This window comes from Micromonospora sp. NPDC005237 (assembly GCF_040607775.1).
GTDB lineage: Bacteria > Actinomycetota > Actinomycetes > Mycobacteriales > Micromonosporaceae > Micromonospora.
Genome location: NZ_JBEXHJ010000005.1, coordinates 350,151 through 366,731, shown reverse-complemented (window position 1 = coordinate 366,731; position 16,581 = coordinate 350,151). Strand labels below are relative to the sequence as shown.

Annotated in this window: 19 protein-coding genes; 5 read left to right on the top strand and 14 right to left on the bottom strand. The window is 71.1% G+C overall.

What is annotated here, in order from left to right; genetic code table 11:
* Nucleotide 1 precedes the first annotated feature (1 nt).
* Nucleotides 2-694: an ABC transporter ATP-binding protein gene (locus tag ABZT87_RS16560; protein ID WP_355136346.1), complete on the bottom strand. Its 693-nt coding sequence runs from the start codon at nucleotides 692-694 to the stop codon at nucleotides 2-4.
* Nucleotides 681-1,442, bottom strand: a complete 762-nt coding sequence (locus ABZT87_RS16555) for an ABC transporter ATP-binding protein (protein ID WP_355136344.1) — start codon at nucleotides 1,440-1,442, stop codon at nucleotides 681-683. Before ABZT87_RS16555 ends, ABZT87_RS16560 begins: the two co-directional genes overlap by 14 nt.
* A 224-nt stretch (nucleotides 1,443-1,666) precedes the next feature.
* Between ABZT87_RS16555 and ABZT87_RS16550 the strand changes: the two genes are divergently transcribed.
* Nucleotides 1,667-2,524, top strand: coding sequence for an SPFH domain-containing protein (locus ABZT87_RS16550; protein WP_354856013.1), 858 nt, complete (start codon nucleotides 1,667-1,669; stop codon nucleotides 2,522-2,524).
* A 57-nt stretch (nucleotides 2,525-2,581) separates the two neighbouring features.
* Here the strand turns inward: ABZT87_RS16550 and ABZT87_RS16545 are convergent, their stop codons facing one another.
* From ABZT87_RS16545 to ABZT87_RS16535, 3 genes are all read right to left on the bottom strand, one after another.
* Nucleotides 2,582-3,403 carry an NAD(P)-dependent oxidoreductase gene (locus ABZT87_RS16545; RefSeq protein ID WP_355065734.1) on the bottom strand — a complete coding sequence of 274 codons (822 nt, stop codon included), beginning with the start codon at nucleotides 3,401-3,403 and terminating at the stop codon, nucleotides 2,582-2,584.
* Nucleotides 3,404-3,491: 88 nt separating this feature from the next.
* Nucleotides 3,492-4,775, bottom strand: coding sequence for an FAD-dependent monooxygenase (locus ABZT87_RS16540; RefSeq protein ID WP_355136342.1), 1,284 nt, complete (start codon nucleotides 4,773-4,775; stop codon nucleotides 3,492-3,494).
* A complete protein-coding gene (locus ABZT87_RS16535; RefSeq protein ID WP_355136340.1) occupies nucleotides 4,768-5,331 on the bottom strand; it encodes a TetR/AcrR family transcriptional regulator in 564 nt (187 codons plus the stop codon). Before ABZT87_RS16535 ends, ABZT87_RS16540 begins: the two co-directional genes overlap by 8 nt.
* A 206-nt stretch (nucleotides 5,332-5,537) precedes the next feature.
* Here ABZT87_RS16535 and ABZT87_RS16530 point away from each other — a divergent pair, with 206 nt between their 5' ends.
* A complete protein-coding gene (locus ABZT87_RS16530; RefSeq protein ID WP_355136338.1) occupies nucleotides 5,538-6,038 on the top strand; it encodes a DUF402 domain-containing protein in 501 nt (166 codons plus the stop codon).
* A gap of 143 nt (nucleotides 6,039-6,181) precedes the next feature.
* On the opposite strand, the gene ABZT87_RS16525 is transcribed toward ABZT87_RS16530, so the two are convergent.
* Together ABZT87_RS16525 and ABZT87_RS16520 are read right to left on the bottom strand one after the other, a co-directional pair.
* Nucleotides 6,182-7,558 carry a permease prefix domain 1-containing protein gene (locus ABZT87_RS16525; RefSeq protein ID WP_355136336.1) on the bottom strand — a complete coding sequence of 459 codons (1,377 nt, stop codon included), beginning with the start codon at nucleotides 7,556-7,558 and terminating at the stop codon, nucleotides 6,182-6,184.
* Nucleotides 7,555-7,920, bottom strand: a complete 366-nt coding sequence (locus ABZT87_RS16520) for a PadR family transcriptional regulator (RefSeq protein ID WP_354856007.1) — start codon at nucleotides 7,918-7,920, stop codon at nucleotides 7,555-7,557. Before ABZT87_RS16520 ends, ABZT87_RS16525 begins: the two co-directional genes overlap by 4 nt.
* Nucleotides 7,921-8,035: 115 nt before the next feature.
* Here ABZT87_RS16520 and ABZT87_RS16515 point away from each other — a divergent pair, with 115 nt between their 5' ends.
* On the top strand, nucleotides 8,036-8,782 hold the full coding sequence (locus tag ABZT87_RS16515; RefSeq protein ID WP_355136334.1) for a phosphotransferase: 747 nt from the start codon (nucleotides 8,036-8,038) through the stop codon (nucleotides 8,780-8,782).
* Nucleotides 8,783-8,788: 6 nt separating this feature from the next.
* Here the strand turns inward: ABZT87_RS16515 and ABZT87_RS16510 are convergent, their stop codons facing one another.
* The 3 genes from ABZT87_RS16510 to ABZT87_RS16500 form a co-directional block, all read right to left on the bottom strand.
* On the bottom strand, nucleotides 8,789-9,328 hold the full coding sequence (locus tag ABZT87_RS16510) for an alpha/beta hydrolase (protein ID WP_355136332.1): 540 nt from the start codon (nucleotides 9,326-9,328) through the stop codon (nucleotides 8,789-8,791).
* Nucleotides 9,329-9,396: 68 nt separating this feature from the next.
* Nucleotides 9,397-9,744: a hypothetical protein gene (locus ABZT87_RS16505; protein WP_355136330.1), complete on the bottom strand. Its 348-nt coding sequence runs from the start codon at nucleotides 9,742-9,744 to the stop codon at nucleotides 9,397-9,399.
* Nucleotides 9,745-10,105: 361 nt separating this feature from the next.
* Nucleotides 10,106-10,462: a hypothetical protein gene (locus ABZT87_RS16500; protein ID WP_355136328.1), complete on the bottom strand. Its 357-nt coding sequence runs from the start codon at nucleotides 10,460-10,462 to the stop codon at nucleotides 10,106-10,108.
* Between the two features lie 66 nt (nucleotides 10,463-10,528).
* On the opposite strand from ABZT87_RS16500, the gene ABZT87_RS16495 reads away from it, so the two are divergent.
* A complete protein-coding gene (locus tag ABZT87_RS16495) occupies nucleotides 10,529-10,816 on the top strand; it encodes a hypothetical protein (RefSeq protein WP_354856002.1) in 288 nt (95 codons plus the stop codon).
* A 61-nt stretch (nucleotides 10,817-10,877) separates the two neighbouring features.
* Here ABZT87_RS16495 and ABZT87_RS16490 read toward each other — a convergent pair whose 3' ends face one another.
* From ABZT87_RS16490 to ABZT87_RS16480, 3 genes are all read right to left on the bottom strand, one after another.
* The gene (locus ABZT87_RS16490; protein ID WP_355136326.1) at nucleotides 10,878-12,047 is read right to left on the bottom strand and encodes a zinc-binding dehydrogenase; all 1,170 of its coding nucleotides are present in this window, start codon (nucleotides 12,045-12,047) and stop codon (nucleotides 10,878-10,880) included.
* Nucleotides 12,044-13,498 (bottom strand): aldehyde dehydrogenase family protein, encoded by a 1,455-nt coding sequence (locus ABZT87_RS16485; RefSeq protein WP_354856000.1) that lies wholly within the window; start codon nucleotides 13,496-13,498, stop codon nucleotides 12,044-12,046. Before ABZT87_RS16485 ends, ABZT87_RS16490 begins: the two co-directional genes overlap by 4 nt.
* Before the next feature lie 103 nt (nucleotides 13,499-13,601).
* On the bottom strand, nucleotides 13,602-14,258 hold the full coding sequence (locus tag ABZT87_RS16480; RefSeq protein WP_355136324.1) for a TetR/AcrR family transcriptional regulator C-terminal domain-containing protein: 657 nt from the start codon (nucleotides 14,256-14,258) through the stop codon (nucleotides 13,602-13,604).
* Nucleotides 14,259-14,356: 98 nt separating this feature from the next.
* Here ABZT87_RS16480 and ABZT87_RS16475 point away from each other — a divergent pair, with 98 nt between their 5' ends.
* Nucleotides 14,357-15,529, top strand: coding sequence for an acyl-CoA dehydrogenase family protein (locus tag ABZT87_RS16475; protein WP_354855998.1), 1,173 nt, complete (start codon nucleotides 14,357-14,359; stop codon nucleotides 15,527-15,529).
* Between the two features lie 6 nt (nucleotides 15,530-15,535).
* Here ABZT87_RS16475 and ABZT87_RS16470 read toward each other — a convergent pair whose 3' ends face one another.
* Nucleotides 15,536-16,573 (bottom strand): aminotransferase class V-fold PLP-dependent enzyme, encoded by a 1,038-nt coding sequence (locus ABZT87_RS16470; RefSeq protein WP_355136322.1) that lies wholly within the window; start codon nucleotides 16,571-16,573, stop codon nucleotides 15,536-15,538.
* Nucleotides 16,574-16,581: the final 8 nt, after the last annotated feature.

Here is a 16,581-nt window from a genome sequence, read left to right as displayed (position 1 = left end):
ATCAGATCCCGAGGTACGCGAGCAGCTCGCGTTCGCGCGAGCGCACCTCGGAGTTGTCCATCGCCTCGGCGACACGTCCCTCGGCCAGCAGGTAGTGCCGGTCGGCGACGCCGGTGGCGAAGTGCAGGTTCTGCTCGACCAGCAGCACGGTCACCCCGTGCTGCTTGGCCTCCCGCAGCAGGTCGCCGACCTGCTGCACGAGCAGCGGTGACAGCCCCTCGGTGGGCTCGTCGCAGAGCAGCAGCCGCGCGCCCATGCGCAGCACCCGGGCCAGGGCCAGCATCTGCTGCTCGCCGCCGGAGAGCATGGTGGCCGCCGAGTCCCGCCGGGTGTAGAGAGCGGGGAACGCCTCGTACACCCGCTCCAGCGGCCACGGGTCGGGGCCGACCGTGGGCGGCAGGGTGAGGTTCTCGGTGACGGTCAGGGTGGCGTAGCTGCCCCGGTCGTCGGGCACCCAGCCCAGCCCGAGGCGGGCCCGGCGGTGCGCGGGCAGCCTGGTGATGTCCCGCCCGTCCAGCTCCACCGTGCCGCGCTGGCCGGAGTGCAGCCCCATCACGCAGCGCAGCAGGGTGGACTTGCCGGCGCCGTTGCGGCCCACGAGGGTGACCACCTCGCCGGCGGCGACCTCCAGGCCGACCTCCCGCAGCACCTGCGCCTCGCCGTAGAACGCGGAGAGGTTCTCAATGCGCAGCATCAGCGGCTCCCAGGTAGGCGGTGATCACGCGCTCGTCGGCGCGGACCTGCTCGTACGGGCCCTCGACGAGGACCCTGCCGGCCTGCAGGACGGTGACGGTGTCGGCGAGCCGGCCGACCACGCTCATGTTGTGCTCGACCATGACCACGGTGCGGCCCGCACGGACCCGGCTGATCAGCTCGACGGTGCGGTCGACGTCCTCCAGGCCCATCCCCGCGGTCGGCTCGTCGAGCAGCAGCACCTTCGGGTCCAGCGCGAGGGCGATGGCCAGCTCCAGGGCCCGCTTGCGGCCGTACGCCAGCGCCGCCGACGGGGCCTGCGCCAGGTCGGCCAACCCCACCATGGCCAGCAGCTCGTCGGCCCGTTCGGTGTAGCGGTCCAGCAGCTTCGCCGAACGCCAGAACCGCCAGCCCAGCCCGCTGGAGGACTGCAACGCCAGCGCGACGTGCTCGCGGGCGGACAGCTGCGGGAAGAGGCTGGTGATCTGGAACGAGCGGGCCACGCCGAGCCGGGCGACCCGCTCCGGCGGCAGCCCCGTGACGTCCCGCCCGGCCAGTTCGATCCGCCCACCGCTGGGCGTGAGAAACCCGGTGAGCAGGTTGAACAGGGTGGTCTTGCCGGCGCCGTTCGGGCCGACGAGCGCGTGCACACTGTCCGGCGCGACGTCCAGGTCGACCTCGTCGACCGCCCGGAAGCCCCGGAAGTCCCGGGTCAGCCCGCGGGCCGACAGGAGCGCTTGCCCGGCCATCGCCTCATCCTCCGCACGGTCGCGGCGACGGTCGACTCGGTGACCGCGGTCACAGGCCCGTCGCGTGGAGGAAACCTACGGCCGCTCGCGCGAGTCGAGCCATGTCGATCGCATCCATATTCGACGGGCAGAGGACGTGCCCGGCCTCCACTCCCCCGTCCAGCCGACTTGACCCGACCTCCTAGGTTGATGATCCACACAGCCCAGCGGAAGGTCCCCACCCCATGCCCGTCGGCTTCACCATGGCGATCGTCTTCGCCGTCGCCCTGGCGGTCAGCGCCGTCCTGGCTCTCGTCGCCCCCGCGCGGTCGCTGAAGCGGATGGCCGCCCTCGCGACGCTCGTCTTTCTCGCCCTCACCCTGCTGGTCGGTGTCACCTCCAGCGCCCACTCGGTGCCCATCCGCTCGGTCGGCATCGTCACGAGCTTCGGCAAGCCCACCGGCAAGGTGACCGGCTCCGGCCTGAAGTGGGTCGCCCCCTGGCAGAAGGTCGGCGAGTGGGACGCCGGCCGGCAGAAGTACGACCACATCGGCGGCAACAACTGCGTGCGCGTCCGCACCGGCACGCTCGCCGACGCCTGCGTCGAGGTGCTCATCGAGTGGCAGGTCAGGCCGGAGAACGCGCCGAAGCAGTTCATGGACTACAAGGGAGACTTCGACAGCTTCCGGGGCCAGCGGGTGGGCGTGCAGCTCGACAGCGCGGTCAACGACGCCTTCGCCGCGTACAACCCCCTGGAGAAGATCGACGCCCGGACCGGTGACCTCAACGTCGACCTCAAACCGTTCGCGGCGAACATCAAGACCAGCGCGGACACCCGCCTCGCCAGCGACGTGGACATCCTCTCGGTGACCATCACCCGGGTGAACCACGACGACAAGACCGAGGGCAACATCAAGGCGTTCCAGGACAAGCTCGCCCAGACCCGCAACCTGGAGCAGGACCGCAAGAACGCCGAGATCTCCAAGCAGATCACCGAGACCAACGCGAAGGTCGACAAGGTGACCCGCTGCCTGGAGATCGCCGAGAAGAACGGCGCCAACCCGGGCCTGTGCATCAACCCGGGCATCGTCACCGGCAAGTGAGAAGGAACCGGCCCACCCGTGGCAGGTGGGCCGGCGCCGTGCCGCTCGATGCTCAACTCAACAGGACGGCTCGTCCGCCCTGACGTGCCGCAGCGAGTACGCGGCGTCGGTGAAGGCGCCGCCCTGCAGGGCAGCGGGGTCGACCGGGTCGCGCGAACCGGGCACCCCGTCGGCGAAAACCTCCGCGTTGTCCACCGGCAGATAGCCGAGCCGAGCCCCGGCCGTGGTGTCCCAGAACGCCCGAGTGTTGGCGGACACGGCGTAGGCGGTCGCGAAGCGCACGTCGGGAGCGGTGAGAGCCGCGCGAACGAAACCGATGCCGTCGCGCGGGCTCAACCAGGTCGCCAGGTAGCGGGCCTCGTCCGGCGCGTCCTCGAAGCTGCCGATGCGCAGGCACACCACCGACAGGCCGAACTTGTCGGCGTACAGGCGCCCGAGCGCTTCGACAGCGACCTTGCTCACCCCGTAGAAACCGTCCGGTCGGACCGGCTCGTCCGGCCCGACCACCTGGCCGACGGGGTAGAAGCCGGTGACACGGTTGCTGCTGGCGAGGACGACCCGCCCTACCCGCTGCCGACGGGCCGCCTCCAACACGTGGTACGTGCCCAGCACGTTGCTCTCCAGCAGGTCGGCCAGGGGTGCCTCGTCCGGCAGCCCGGCCAGGTGCACCACCGCGTCCGCGCCCTTGAGCGCGGCGGTCACCGCGTCGGCGTCCGCCAGATCCAGTTGAATCGCCCGGTCTGTCGGCGACTGCGGCTGCGAGGGCACCCGATCGACCAGAACGAGGCGGCGCACGTCGTCGCGTAGGTGACGGCAGACCGCCGAACCAATGCGACCGGCGGCACCCGTGACGACGACCGTGCCCAGACGTGAACCCATGACGCCATCCTGCCGGCCCGCACCGACAGGATGGCCAGTCCAGGGTGACCACCCAGCGGGCGCCCTCGCCCCGGACCGGTCGAGCGGATCAGCTCGTCCGGTTGGTGGCGGACCGCTCCCACTGGCGGGGGGCGCTGATCTTGGCCCAGCTCGCGCCGAACGTCATCCGGCGCAGCGGTGACGCGATGCCGCAGAGGCTGAACCAGCCACGGGTCAGACCCACGCTGACCGGGTTGCTCATCATGCCCTGGTGCAGGGTCCGCAGGGCCAGGTCTACGGCGTGGAATCCGTACGCGCGCATCTCGGCCTCATATCCGCCGATCGCATCCAGCAGCGGCAGGTGGCCGCCGTCGGCCAGCGACAACTGGCGGGTGAGCAGGGCGGCGTCGCGCAGTGCGGTGTTGGCGCCGTTACCGCCGGCCGGTGGCATGCCGTGCACGGCGTCGCCGAGCACGGTGACCCGCGAGGGCGCCCAGGGCGCCGGACGGTCGGACGCCTGGAACGGAAACGCACTCACGTCGTTCGGTGGACACTGGTCGATCAGTTGGCGGAGCGCAGGATGCCAGTGGGTGATCAGCCCGGCGACGTAGGCCTTCAACTGGGGGCCGTCGAGGCGCTCCGGACGCGAGGGGAACAGCTCGTTGCGCGCGACGAACGCGCACAGCAGATAGTCGTCCCCCACCGGCTGCCGGCGTTCGAACACGGAGGTGAACAGGAAGTGCGGCGCACCGGTCACGATGAGGTTCATGCCCTCAGCCAGCCGGGCGGGTAACCAGGCTCGGGTGTCGTCGTTCAGCGGCAACTTGAGCCCGACGCCTACCGCACCGGCATCTCTCTGCGTGGCGGTCGGCAGGTACTGCGCCCGCACCCGCGAGTTGATCCCGTCCGCGCCGACCAGGACGTCGCAGGTGGCGGACGTCCCGTCGGCGAAGCGCGCGGTGGGGCGACCGTCGGCGGCGAGCTCGTAGCGCTCGAATGCCTTGTCGTAGTGGACGGTGTCGTCGAGTCCGTCGAGGAGAACGCCGCGCAGCGTGTGACGGTCGACCGGGTAGGCCCGTTCGGCGGGGTCGGGATCGTCGGGATACATGACCGCGTCCTCCACGAGGACCAGCGTGCGCAGGTCCGTGCCCAGGAAGCCGAAACCGCCGCCGGGCCGACCCGCGGTGTCGATGAACGCCTGCCAGTGTCGGTCGGGCAGACAGGCACGCAGCGACCGGCTGCCCGCCGGGTTGATCGCGAGTCGGTAGCGGTCCACCCGGTCGTCGCGGCGTCGGTCACGCTCGTACACGGCGACGGTGATGCCGTGTTGACGCAGACCCTGGGCGAGAGCGAGGCCGCCGATGCCACCGCCGACGACGAGCACCTCAGTCATGGGTGAGGCTTTCTGGTGCGAAGAGGTCGCACAGCTGGTTGACCACCGACTCGGCCTTGTCGGGACGCAGACGAATGCCTTTGACGGTGGCGATCACCAGCTCGACGCTGGCAGCGACGTCGAGGTCCACCGACCAGACGTGTCGCGCGACGCCTTCGGTGAAGATCCCCGCGAGCGCGTCCCGCCAGCCCTGTTCGTCCCGCTCGATATCGGCCCCGGTGGACTCGTCCCGTCGAGCCCGAAGGTCGAGCTCATCGAGCACGATGAACAACTCGGGCCGTTGCGCGACCGCGGTGGCGATCTCGCTGAGGTGTTGCCGCAATCGGGCGGCGGGTTCCAGGTCGGCGTGCATCGTGGCCTCGAATTGGCTGGTGACGTGCTCGAGCACTGCGGCGATCAGGTCGGCCTTGGTCCGGAAGTAGTGGTGCAGGGTGGAGTGGTCGATGCCGGCCGCGGCGGCGATCGGCCGCAGCCGGAACCCCTCGAAGCCACCCTCGGCGATCGCCGAGAAGGCTGCGTGCACCAGCGCCTGCCGGCGATCGAGCCGTTCGGTCATCCTTCACCATCCCCAACCAAGTGGTTGGTTGATAGTTGAGCATCTGTGTGTCGAGCTGTCAACCACGTGGTTGATGAAGACCTCCCGGTCCGGTTCGGACCAGCCGCAGCGATCGGGGCTGGTCGTGCCGACAAGGTTGATCGTCGAGTCGTCGACCTGCGAGGCTGTTGCGTGTGACTGATGGTTCCGAGCGTGAGGCGACCGCCGTGACCGTGGTGCGCGACGGGAAGCTGCGCGCGGCGGGGCTGCGTCTTGGCGACGCCATTGTCTACGACTGGGGATTTCACCTCGACAATCGACCGTATGAGCAGCGCAGCTTCGTGCTGCTCGATGACGGGTTCCAGATCAATCAGCCGGTCCTGTTCCCACCCGAGCAGCAGGGCTGGTGGTACTGCGACCTGGTCCGAGTCATTGATCATGGGAGCGTGGTCACGGTTGACGACCTGTGGATCGACGTGATCGTCGGACCTGGCGACCATCCCTACCGGGTCCTGGATCTCGACGAGTACGCCACGGCCGTGCAGGACGGCGCGCTCAGCGTGGGTGAGGCGACCGAGGGACTCATCCGTACCCAGCGTTTCCTTGATCGACGTCTCAACCGACGGCACGACCCGCAACGCTCCTGGCCGGACTTCCCACCGGCCAGTATCACCGACCTGCTGCACGTCGTATTTCCTCAAGACTGGTCCCTCATCGACGCCGGATGAAGGCCGGTCCCGCTCAGCTGAGCCGGATGACAGCGGCGACGAGGATCGGGCTGGCCGTTCGCCGGGACGGGCGGCCGGGTCACGCCACGGCACGCCCGTCCACGGCTTCCACCAGATCCCGTTGACGACCTGAACGTGATCCCCTAGGCGTAGCTGAACAACGGGGGAAAGACGAGGACCACGATCCAGGCCCACGCTGCGTACACCGGCAGGTAGCCGGTCTGCCATCGTTCGAGCGCCGCGAAGGGCCTACGCCGGCGGACGAAGCTCAGCAGGAGCCAGGCCGACCACGCGAGGTTGACCAGCAGGATCACGTTCTCGCCGAGCGCTGCCGCCCGGTTGGGCGTGCCGCCGTAGTTGTCGGTGATACGCCCGGTGATCTCCACCAGCACCAGCACGTCGATGGCCAACGCGCTGACCACGAGCGCGAGCTGGAGTTTGTCGAACGGGCCGGGCGGGGCCAGCGGATCGCGGGCCGAGAGCGAGTAGAGCAGCAGCCCCAGCACCACGACGAGCAGGAGGTCGAACAGGATCAACGCCTCGCGCTCGACGTCGATGCCGTGGCTGGTCCAGACGACGGCGACGAGGAAGGCGAGCAGGGCGGCGGTGAAGAGCGGGGTGAACAGCCGCGTGAGGACCGGCGCGATGTTCTCGACGACGCTCTGCTTGGCCTCGACGAGCCACCCGGCCACGACGACCGCGGCCGCGGCGCCGCAGGGCAGGAGCCACTGCGAGATGAACGCCTCCGGGACGATCCCGATGGCCGCGAAGGTGTTGAACAGGAACGCGGCGAGCACGCCGCCGCCGAGGGCCATCAGCACGAAGTAGATGAACCACTCGCCGGTGAAGCGGATGAAGTCCATGCGTCGACGCGACGAGCGCCAGTCGTCGGCGACATAGGCCAGACCGACCACGAGCCACAGGGCGATCGGAAGGTGGATGCCGGTCACGACCACGGACTGCGAGTCGTCCGCCAGGGGGTAGACGTTCGCCGCCACGGCACCGAGGGCGAACAGCGCCACCAGCACCGCGATCACCACCGATCGGGCTCGCCGGCGCCAGGCCAGGAACGCCGCCAGCCAGGGCAGCGCGAACAGCGTGGCGTTGCGCGCGTAGAACGACCCGTCGTCGTCGAAGGTCAACCCGAACAGCGCGGGCACTTTGACGGACGCCACCGCGCCGGCCGCACAGGCCAGCATGACCCACAGGTCCCGCCGGGAGCGCGAGCCGGCGGCCGGGTTGCCGGAGTCGCCGGTCAGCACCAGTTGCTTCCACAGCCGTTCCGAATGCTCCCGGGCGAACTCGCGGGAGAGCTCGTCGAGACTGCCCATCCGCTTGACCGCGACCAGGAACGCCTCGTCCGGGCTCAGGCCCGCCGCGACGAGCTCGTCGACCGAGCCACGGAGGTGGTCTTCCAACTCGTCGGCGTCCACCGACTGCAGCTCCCGACGCCGGAGCACGTATCGGCGCCACTGTGCGAACTGCGCTTCCAGCTCCTCCGGCCCGTCGTGCGCCGTCATGCGAGGCCCCCCAGCGGGCGCACCGTCAGCGGCGTACGGTCGTGCCAGATCTCCTTGAGCGCGCCCACGACGGTGTCCCACTGCCGGCGCTGCTCGGCCAGCTCGGCCAGGCCCCGGTCGGTGATCCGGTAGTACTTGCGTTTCCGCTCACCGGCGACCGACTGCCAGCTCGCCTCCACATAGGCCAGGCGCTCGAGCCGGTGCAGCAGCGGATACAACAGCCCCTCGGTCCAGTCCAGCTCACCTCCGGACAGCTCGTTGATCCGCCTGAGGATGGCGTAGCCGTAGCTCTCCCCCTCGGCCAGGATGCCGAGCACCATCGGTGTCGCCGACGCGGCCACCAGATCCTTAGCGACCTTCACGAAACCTCCCACCTCCAACCCTAGAAGTACGATGCATAGTACCGCTAGGTATTCTCCGGATGCAACGACTCGGGCGCGAAAACCCCGTGGGGTGCTGGTGGTCGATTCCGCGACAATGGCCGACGTGCAGGAGATCGAGGTCGTCGTCGCCCACCAGGAGCGGGCGACCGTGCGCGTCGGCGACGTGTTCCTCAAGATCGACGCCGATCCGGGTCACGCGGACGTCGAGGTCGCGGCAATGGCCATGGCGCCCGTGCCAACTCCGGAGGTCCTGTGGCGCAACCCGCCTGTGCTCGCGCTCGCCGTCCTGCGCGGCAGGGCACTCGGCCGCCTCGGCGAGCCGTCGACCGCGCCCCCGACGGCGTGGGCCGCGGCGGGCGCCGCCGTACGGGCGTTGCACGACGCGCCGCTGCCACCCTGGCCCGGTCGGAGCCTCGACGAGCTGGCCGCGCAGCTCGACGGCGAGTGCCGGTGGCTCGTCGCGAACGGCGTTCTCCCCACCGACCTGGTCACCCGAAACCGCCACGTCGCCGAGGCTGCACTCCGGCCGTGGACACCGGTGTTCACGCACGGCGACCTGCAGGTCGCCCACGTGTTCGTCGACGGTGACGAGGTCACCGGCGTGCTCGACTGGTCCGAGGCGAGCCGGGGCGACGCCCTGTTCGACCTCGCCACGTTGACTCTCGGACACGAGGAGCACCTCGGCGACGTCGTGGCCGGCTACGGCGCCGACGTCGACCTCGACGTGATCCGGGCGTGGTGGTCGTTGCGCAGCCTGCTGGTGATCCGGTGGCTGGCCGAGCACGGCTTCGACCCCTCGGCGCCCGGCTGCGAGGTCGACGTGCTGCGGGCGCGGATGTGACGAACGTCAGGGGATGAGTCGGTCGAGCAGCTCGAACCGCTCGTACGGCTGGTTGTAGTCGCCGAAGTGCCCGTCGTCGCGCACGATCTGGGTGCCGCCGAGCCGCTCGAACATGGCGCGTCCCTGTCGGTCGTCGCAGCCGTACGGATCCGCGCGGGAGTTGATGAAGAAGATGTCGCGCACGTGCGACCGGATCGCGGCCCAGTCGTAGCTCTCCTTGAGGACCGGTTCCTCGCTGGTGTTGGGCCGGGTGCAGTAGCCGGCGACCAGGATCGCCTGGGCGACGGGCACCTCGACATGCTCCAGGAGCGCCAACAGCAGGGCCGCGCCGCCGGAGTGGCCCACCAGGACCGTGTCCTCGTCGAAGCGGTGCCCCTTCAGGACCGTCGGCAGGAACGTCGCGATCGGCTCGACGTTGATGCCCGGAAGGTGCGGGATCTCCACCCCGTAGCCCCGAGCCTCCAGTCGCTGGGCCAACCAGCGGTACCAGACCACGTCCGGGTTACCGCCGGTGCCGTGGAAGATGATCGCGCTGCGTCCCACCATGCCCCCTTCGCATCGACATCGTGATCAAACCACGTGACCCACGGACAACGGTCGCATCCAACGCCCTGTTACTCGGGTGATGGCTCCAACCGTTCGCGGTCGCGGGTGAGCTGGAGCCGCGTCGTCGCCTTGTGATGTGCCTGCCAACCCATCTCGAGTGCCTGCCGGACGATCTTCGCGGCCAGAGCCGGGGCGATCGGACTCAGTTCGAACACTTCGGCCGCTCGCCCGGCCGGTGCGGTGATGATCGGTCCAAAGTTCAGCCATGGGTCATCAAAGATCGCCATGACCTCCAGTGCACCGCCGGGTCCGTCGCGCCAGACCTTGACCTTGACATGGCGCGGATCGACCAGGCCGACGGTCCATCGGTAGACGATGTCCTCGACGACGATGCTCCTGATACGGGTACGTGCCACGACGAAAGAGTAGGTCCGCGCAGTCCGGTAGCGAGATACCGCTTCGCCAATCCCGCCGAACATCCGGATCTGCTGCTTCCGGAGGGCTGGTGTTCATCGCTGGGGGTGACGCACTGAGATGTATGGCTATCTCTGCGTGGAGGGCTCTGTCGGTCGTCGCAGACCGGGCCGCCCTCGCGACGGTCCTCATGCTTGGCGTCGTCGTGGTCGCCACGGCGGTGGGCAGTGACCGGCGCTGTGGATGTGTCCGGCAGTACAGCTAGCTCCGGGCGGCCCCGCTGGTGATTCGGCAGGTGGGGATCCGACGACCGTCGGCCCCCACCTTCATCGCCGCATTCGGAGTTGAGCTATGCCGCCGGCGTCAGCGCCCGGTGGACACGATGTTTGAGGAACGCCCGTTCTGCTCGTCGCGCTTCAGGCGCTTCGCAGTCTGCTTTTCCTTGATCGTCTTGCCCTTCTTCTTGACGTTCGCCTTGGCCGTCGAGTCCTTGGACATGATCGAACCTCCTGGAGCAGGTCGGTGAACGCGCAGCGTGGTACCGCCTGATCGCGGCGTGCAGGTGACAGAAGACCCGCGGCGGGCGCGAAGTCCTGCACTGCACGCCGACCCTACGCTGTTCCAGCTCTTGACGACGGTGGGAAGTGCCTCGCCGATGTCGTCATGCTCCTCAGGTGCACCGTTGGTGGGAGAGCCGACCCAGATCGCGGTCGCTGCCATGGCTGTTCGGTGTAGAGGACAGTTGCGGGGCGCGATCGAGCGCAGTCCGGGATAGCCTTGGCGCATATGGCTACCTATCGCAGCGCCTCAGTGCTTCTCTCCTCGGACGGCACCAGGACCCCTGGCACCGCCGCCCTCTTCGCCGAGCCCGCCCGCAAGGGTGGGATTCGACCGTGGGCAGGCGACTTCCGGCCCGCCAACAGCGCCGGCAACGGCCCCAAGAACGCGGTCGGGAAGGCCTTCACGTTGGAACTGCCCGACGGCAGCACCGGCAAGGTCGTGGTCCAGAGCCTCAAGAGCGGGAGGGGTGGCGTCGTGCTGGCGTTGATGGGCGAGGACACACCACCCTTCTGATCGAAACTGATCGCCGCCGACGTCACCGGCCCGAGCAGGCCCGCATGCGAGCCTGCTCGGCTCAGTCCAGTGTGACCACCCAGCGGGCGCCCTCGCCCCGCGCCAACCGGTCGAACGCGGTGGGCGCCTCGTCCAGCCCGATCGTGCCGCTGACCAGCACGCGCAGATCCAGTGCGCCGGCGGCCAGCTCGGTGGCCAGCACCGGCACCTCGCGGTCCGGGTCGGACGAGCCGTACACCGAGGAGCGCAGCGTACGGGCGGAGTGGAAGATGTCGAGCGCGCCGAGGCTGACCATGTCGTCCTTGGCGCCCATGCCGACCACGGTGACCGCTCCCCCGCGCCGGGTGAGCCGCCACGCCGCCCGGATCGTGGCGGCCCGCCCGACGCACTCGAAGGCGTGGTCGACGCCGCGGCCCTCGGTGCGTGCCCGCACCTCCTTGGAGAGCCGGTCGTCGGAGAGCAGGAAGTCGGTGGCCCCGGCGGCGAGGGCCAGGTCCCGCTTCGCCTCGGCCACGTCGACGGCGAGGATCGTCGTGGCGCCGGCCCGGCGGGCTGCGGCGAGAACGGCGAGCCCGACCCCGCCGAGCCCGATGACGGCGACCGACTCGCCGGGCGCGACCCGGGCGGTGTTGCCGACCGCGCCGACGCCCGTGAGCACCGCGCAGCCGAGCAGCGCGGCCTGCTCGGCGGGCAGCCCGGCGGGGATCGGTACGACGGCGCTCTCCGGCACCACCACCGCCTCGGCGAGAGCGCCGAGACCCAGCGTGAGGTGCAGCCCGATGCCGTCCTCGGTCTCGCCGCGCGCCACGGTCGGGGCGGTGTTGGCGGCGCAGAGCCACGGCTCGTCGTGCCGGCACCACCAGCAGGTCCGGCAGGCGGGCGCCCAGTTGAGCACCACCGGCGTGCCGACCGGCAGCCGGGTGCCCGCCCCTGCCTCGGCCACCACGCCGGTCGCCTCGTGCCCGAGCACCAGCGGGAACGTCGCGGCCAGAGTGCCGTTGACCATGGACAGGTCGGAGTGGCAGACCCCGGCCGCCCGGATCGTCACCCGCACCTCGCCGGGGCCGGGCGCGGGCAGGCGTACCCGCTCGACCCGCAGCTCGGCGCCGGGCCCGCGCGCGACCAACGCGCGGACGGTGACCGACCCGCCCGCCGGCTCAGCGCTCACCGCCGGCACGGCCGCCGGCTCGGCAGCCACCCCCGGCACGCCCGTCGACTCGGCGGCGCTCATCGCTGGATCGCCTTCAGCTCGCAGAACTCGGCGAGCCCGTGCACGCCCAGCTCCCGGCCCAGGCCGGACTGCTTGTAGCCGCCGAAGGGCGCGAGTGGGTTGAACGCCGCGCCGTTGATGTCGACCGCGCCGGTACGCAGCCGCCGCGCCACCGCGAGCGCCGCCTCGGTGTCGGCGGACCAGACCGCGCCGGCCAGCCCGTAGCGCGAGTTGTTGGCGATGGCGACGGCCTCGTCGGTGTCGTCGAACGGGAGAACGGCGAGCACCGGGCCGAAGACCTCCTCCTGGGCGAGCGCGCTGTCCGGGTGCACGTCGGCGAAGACGGTCGGGGCGACGAAGTGCCCCCGCGCCGGGACCGGGGCGTCCGGGCCACCGGCGACGAGGCGGGCGCCGTCGGCGAGAGCCCGCTCGACGTGGCCGCGCACCCGCGTCGCCTGGGCGGCGGAGACCAGGGGGCCGAGGCGGGTGGCCGGGTCGAACGGGTCGCCGACGCGGTAGCCGGCCACCGCCGTCGCGACCAGGTCGAGCGCCTCGGCGTACCGGTCGCGGTGCACCAGCATTCGGGTCCACGCCGTGCAGGTCTGGCCGGAGTTCATCAGGGCGTTGCCGACGCCGACCTTGACCGCGGCGGCCAGGTCGGCATCCTCGAGGATCACGTTGGCGGACTTGCCACCCAGCTCCAGCGCGACCCGGGCGATCCGGTCGGCGGCGAGTCGCATGATCCGGGTGCCGGTGGCGGTGGAGCCGGTGAACGAGACCAGGTCGACGTCGGGGTGCCCGGCGAGCGCCTCGCCGACCGCCGCGCCGGTGCCGGGGACCAGGTTGAGCACACCCGGCGGCAGACCGGCCTCGGTGACCGCGTCGAACAGCAGGTACGCGGTCAGCGGGGTCAGCTCGCTGGGCTTGAGCACGACCGTGCAGCCGGCGGCGAGCGCGGGCGCGACCTTCGCCATCACCTGGTGCAGGGGGTAGTTCCACGGGGTGATCGCGCCGACCACGCCGATCGGCTCGCGCACGACGAGGGAGTTGCCGATGGTCTCCTCGACCGGCGGCCGGGCGGCGAGCGCCACGTGGTCGCGCAGCACGATCAGCGGCAGCGCGACCTGCACGCGGGTGGCGAGCTTGAGCGGGGCGCCCAGCTCGACGGCGACGGTGCGGGCGAGGTCGTCGGCGCGCGCCGCGAGCGCGGCGTGCAGCCGGTCGAGGTACGCGGACCGTTCGGCGGGCGCGGTGGCCGCCCAGCCGGGAAAGGCGGCGCGGGCGGCGGCGACGGCGGCGTCCACATCGGCCGCGGTGCCGGCGGGCACCTGACCGATCAGCTCGCCGGTGCTCGGGTTCTCCACGTCGATCACGTCGGTGCCGGCGGGAGACGTCCACTCGCCGCCGATGTGCAGGTGGCGCCGGAGGCGCAGGGCATCGGGCAGCAGCGACGGCGGGGCGGCGAGGTCCATGGCGTCCCTTCCGGGGTGGCGACGGGCGATGGGGGCGGGCTGAGCGGCGGGCGAAGGCGACGGGTCGCGGCGGGCGATGAAACTAGCGCTGGGAGTTTGGACGCTACCCGCTGGACCGCCCGGACTCCACCGGCCCGACGGTGCGGACGTACTCGGCGGCCAGGCCGTGCAGCAGCGCGTCCAGGCCGAGGGCGAAGGCGCCCTCGTCCACGCTCTGCTGGTGCTCGGCGAGCCGGTGCGCCTGGCGCAGGTGCGGGTAGTGCGCGGCGTACAGCTCGGGATCCTCGACGAAGCCGCGGGCGAACGAGCCGAGCGCCGAGCCGGCCACGAAGTAGCGCAGCGCGGCGCCGATGTGGGTGGCGCGGGCCGGTGGCCACCCGGCGCGGACCAGGCCGCCGTAGACCGCGTCGGCCATGGCGAGGGCGGCCGGCCGGCGACCGGGCCCCTGGGCCAGGTACGGCACGATGTTCGGGTGCGCGGTGAGCGCCCGCCGGTACGACCAGGCCCAGTCGCGCAGCGCGCCGGCCCAGTCCCGGCCCGTGAAGCCGCTGATGTCGACGGCGCCGGTCACCGTGTCGGCGACCGCGTCGAGGATCTCGTCCTTGGTGGCGAAGTGGTTGTAGAGCGACGGGCCCTGCACGCCCAGCGCGGCGGCGAGTCGACGGGTGGAGAGCGCGGGCAGACCCTCGGCGTCGATGAGCGCCGTGGCGGTGTCGACGATCAGCTGCCGGGTGAGCCGGGGCTGGCGGGGTCGGGGCACTGCGCTCCTCGCGAGTCGGCGACGTAGGGTCTGGACGCATCAAAACTTACACCGCTAGTTTAGGGGTGACCGGCCGCGCCGACGCCAGGAGGACCACCGTGGACTTTTCGCTCACCGACGAGGAGCGGGCGGTACGGGACACCGTCCGGTCGTTCATCCGCCGCGAGGTGATGCCCCTGGAGGCGGAGGTGCTGCGCCGCGAGCGGGCGCACCAGCCGGGCCTGGACCACTCCGAGGTGCGCGAGCTGCAACTCAAGGCGCGCAAGTTCGGCTTCTGGGGCCTGGCGACCCCCGAGGAGTACGGCGGGATGAACCTGCCGGCCGTCCTCCAGTCGTTGATCTGGACGGAGCTGGGCCACACGTTCGTGCCGTTCCGCTTCGGCGGCGAGGCCGACAACATCCTGTTCCACGCCACCGAGGAGCAGAAGCAGGAATTCCTCATCCCGACCATCGAGGGCGAGCGGCGGTCCTGCTTCGCGATCACCGAGCCGGGCGCCGGCTCGGACGCGGCGAACATCCGGCTCTCCGCCCGCCGCGACGGCGACGACTGGATTCTCGACGGCGAGAAGACCTTCATCACCGGCGGCCACGACGCCGACTTCGCCATCGTCGTCGCGGTGACCGACCGGGAGAAGGGCGCCCGCAACGGCGGCGCGACCGCGTTCCTGGTGGACCGGGCGATGGGCTGGCGCTCGGAGTTCATCCAGACCATGGGCGAGGGCGGGCCCGCGTCGCTGATTTTCGACGGCGTACGCGTGCCGCACCGCAACATCCTCGGCGAGATCGGGCAGGGCTTCACCCTCGGCATGGAGTGGATCGGCAAGGGCCGCTACACCATCCCGTCGCACGCCATCGGCATCGCCGAGCGGGTCCTGCAGATGGCCATCGACTACGCCAACACCCGCGAGACGTTCGGCGCGAAGATCGGCACCAACCAGGCCATCCAGTGGATGATCGCCGACTCGGAGACCGAGCTGGAGGCGGCCCGCTGGCTGGTGCTGCGCTCGGCGTGGACGGTCGACCAGGGCCTCGACCCGCGGCACGCGTCGTCGATGGGCAAGCTCTACGGCGCCGGCATGGTCAACCGGGTGGTCGACCGGGTGCTCCAGATCCACGGTGGCATGGGCTACACCCGGGAGCTGCCCATCGAGCGCTGGTACCGGCAGGTGCGGCTCTACCGCATCTTCGAGGGCACCGACGAGATGCAGCGGCTGATCATCTCGCGAGACCTGCTGCGCGGGTACACGAAGATCGGTGGCCACCTGGCCTGAACCGCGTCACCCCGCCAGCGCCTCCAGGGCGGCGTCCACATCGGCCTCGGTGGAGTAGAGGTGGAACGAGGCGCGGACCCGCCCGGCGCGCACCGCCGCCCGGATGCCGGCCGCGGCGAGACGCTGCTCCGCGCCGGGCACCTCGACGGTGACGATGGCGCTGTCCCCCGGCGGCCGGCCCAGGCCGGTCAGGAACCGGTTGGCCAGTGCCACGTCGTGCTCCTGGATCGCCGGCACGCCGATCTCGGCGACCAGCTCCATGGCGGGGGCCGCGCCGACCCAGCTGAACCAGGCCGGCGAGATGTCGAACCGGCGGGCGTCGTCGGCCAGCCGCAGCGGCGGGCCGTAGTAGGAGGCGTGCGGGTCGTGGCCCGCGTACCAGCCGGCGGCGTCCGGGCGCAGGCGCTCGCGCAGCGCCGGGGCCAGATAGGTGTACGCGGTGCCGCGCGGGTTCATCAGCCACTTGTAGCCGCCCACGGCCACCACGTCGGCCCGGCTGCCATCGAACGGCAGCCACCCGCACGCCTGGGTCGCGTCCACCACCACCAGCGCGTCGTGCGCGCGGGCCGCGGCCACGATCTCGTCGTACGCGGCGACCGAGCCGTCGGCCGACTGCACCAGGCTGAACGCGACGAGGTCGGTGTCGGCGTCGATCGCGTCGACCAGCCGGTCCGCCGGCACCGTGCGGACCGTGACGCCGCGCTCCTCCTGAACCAGCCAGGGGAACAGGTTCGAGGTGAACTCGATCTCCGGAACGACCACGGTGGCCCCCGCCGGCAGCCCCGCCGCCACCGGCGCCAGCACCTGGGAGACGGTCGCGCCGACCGCCACGTCACTGGCCGGCACGCCGATCAGACCGGCGAACGCGTTCCGGGAGCGCTGCACCGAGTCGCCCCAGCCCTCCCATGACGTGCTGCCGACCCGCCAGGCGGCCAGGGCCTCCTGCAACGCCGTCCAGGCCGGCTCGGGCGGCAACCCGTAGGAGGCCGTGTTCAACCAGCCGGGCTCCGGCTTCCACAACTGCTGTGCCTGCGCGATCTCCATGCCACCGA